Origin of the sequence: Paraburkholderia sp. USG1 (genome assembly GCF_031570135.1) — a bacterium.
GTDB lineage: Bacteria > Pseudomonadota > Gammaproteobacteria > Burkholderiales > Burkholderiaceae > Paraburkholderia > Paraburkholderia dioscoreae.
In genome coordinates, this window is record NZ_JAMWXW010000073.1 from 1 (window position 1) to 2,065 (window position 2,065).

General features: G+C 58.9%; 2 protein-coding genes. Both read left to right on the plus strand.

What is annotated here, in order from left to right; translation table 11 throughout:
* The first annotated feature begins 108 nt into the window (after nucleotides 1–108).
* Nucleotides 109–1,155, plus strand: a complete 1,047-nt coding sequence (istA, locus tag NE850_RS39280; protein ID WP_039339357.1) for an IS21 family transposase — start codon at nucleotides 109–111, stop codon at nucleotides 1,153–1,155.
* A complete protein-coding gene (gene istB, locus NE850_RS39285; protein WP_007176182.1) occupies nucleotides 1,152–1,988 on the plus strand; it encodes an IS21-like element helper ATPase IstB in 837 nt (278 codons plus the stop codon). The genes istA and istB overlap by 4 nt, the downstream gene beginning before the upstream one ends.
* Nucleotides 1,989–2,065: the final 77 nt, after the last annotated feature.

A 2,065-nucleotide genomic window follows, 5' to 3' on the forward strand; every position in this document is an offset into this window, starting at 1 on the left:
TCTTGTCGCGCGCAGTTGTAAATTGATACAGCAACGCAGTTAGGAATTGATACACCTCGTTGTAGGGTTGCTCCTTTTGGGCGGCCCGTGATCAGCTACGAGGAGTACATGGAAATCGAGATTCTGCGTCGCCAGGGAAACAGCCTTCGGGACATCGCGGTCGAGACCGGCATGGCAGTCAACACAGTCAGGAAGTATCTGGAATCGGGTCCGCCGCAGCGTAAGGCCCGTCAGCCAGTCGTCGGCAAGCTTGCGCCCTTCAAGGCCTATTTGCAGGGCCGTGTCGAAGCAGCGAAGCCGGACTGGATTCCGGCGACGGTGCTCAAGCGGGAGATTGAGGAGCGCGGCTACACGGGCGGTTTGCGTCGGGTGCAGGAGTATCTGCAGAAGCTTCGCCCCGCTGCACGCCCCGACCCGGTGGTCAGATTCGAGACAGAGCCGGGACATCAGATGCAGATGGACTGGATTGAGTTTCGTAAGCCGGGGCACAAACTCGGCATGCTCGCGGCGTTCGTTGCGACGTTGGGCTACAGCCGTGTCAGCTACGCGGAGTTTGTCACCGACATGCGTATCGAAACGCTGCTGGCTTGCCATGTGCGGGCATTCGAGGCATTTGGCGGCGTCACCAGAGAGATCGTGTACGACAACATGAAGACGGTGATTCTGAAACGCGATGCCTATGGCAAGAAGCAGCACCGATATCATCCGGGGTTCGCTGACTTCGCCAAACACCATGGGTTCGTGCCGCGCGTGTGCAAGCCATACCGCGCGAAGACGAAGGGCAAGGTCGAGCGTATGAACGGATATCTGCGCTATAGCTTCTGGGTCCCGTTGGTTTCAATGCTCAAACAGGCAGGGCTCACAGCCGACTGCGGCCTGTGCAATGAGCGCGTCAGGCTGTGGTTGCGCGACGTCGCCAACGTCCGGGTGCATGGCACTACCAAACGGGTTCCGGCCGAGGTGTTGCTCGAGGAGCGGCCGCATCTTCTGCCACTGCCGGCACCATACGTGGGACGATCGGTTCGAACGGGAGCGACGCCACATCAGCAGCCGAAACCAGCATCACGGTACGCGACCTCGGAGTGGAACAAACCGTTGCAGCACCCGTTGTCGGTCTACGACGCGTTCAGCCGCGCACAGGAGGTAAGCGCATGACGCCGCAGCTCGAACGACTGACTGTGTTGTGCAAGCAGCTCAACCTGCTGCACTTGCCGACACAGATTGCGCACCTCGGCCAGATGGCCGCCAAACGCGAGCTCGGCTATCTCGACTTCCTCGAACAGGCCTTGAAGGATGAAGCGATGGCACGCGCGGAGCGAATGCGCCGGATGCTGACGCGTCTGGCTGGATTCCCGGCAATCAAGACGCTTGATGAATTCGACTTCGAATTCGCGCTCGGCGTACCGAAAGCATTGGTTCTCGAACTCGGCAGTCTTGCCTTTGTGGAGCGTGCCGAGAATGTCGTGCTGCTCGGACCCAGTGGCGTTGGCAAAACCCATCTTGCCGTCGCGCTTGGATATCGTGCAACGCAGGCCGGATTTCGCACCCGCTTCATTACTGCCGCCGATCTGCTGATGCAATTGACGACAGCGTTGCGGCGTAACCAGCTGGAGGAAACTATCAAGCGGATCACGAAGCCATACAGGCTTCTGATCATTGACGAGATGGGGTATCTGCCCATGGACCGGGAGCAGGCGAACCTGCTCTTCCAGGTGGTCGCCAAACGGTACGAAACCGGAAGTCTCATCCTGACCAGCAATCTTCCGTTCGGCCAGTGGGACCAGACCTTCGCTGACGATGCAACGCTCACGGCGGCGCTCCTCGACCGGCTGCTTCATCACGCACACGTCGTGCCGATCTCCGGCGACTCGTACAGGCTGAAGGAAAAACGTCAGGCCGGCATGATCAACCGCATCCCACCACCGCACCTGAACGACGCGGACGATGTCAAACGCAAACGCAACTCGAAGGAGGCAGCACTCAGCTAATAACCGTATGCGCAGGTGTATCAAATTCAAATTGCGTTTGCGTCCGAAGCTGTATCAACTTGAGATTGCGTTTGACA

Bases quoted from the DNA above. Each gene is read 5' to 3' on its own strand.
- istB (WP_007176182.1), top strand. From the start codon at position 1,152: ATGACGCCGCAGCTCGAACGACTGACTGTGTTGTGCAAGCAGCTCAAC.
- istA (WP_039339357.1), top strand. From the start codon at position 109: ATGGAAATCGAGATTCTGCGTCGCCAGGGAAACAGCCTTCGGGACATC.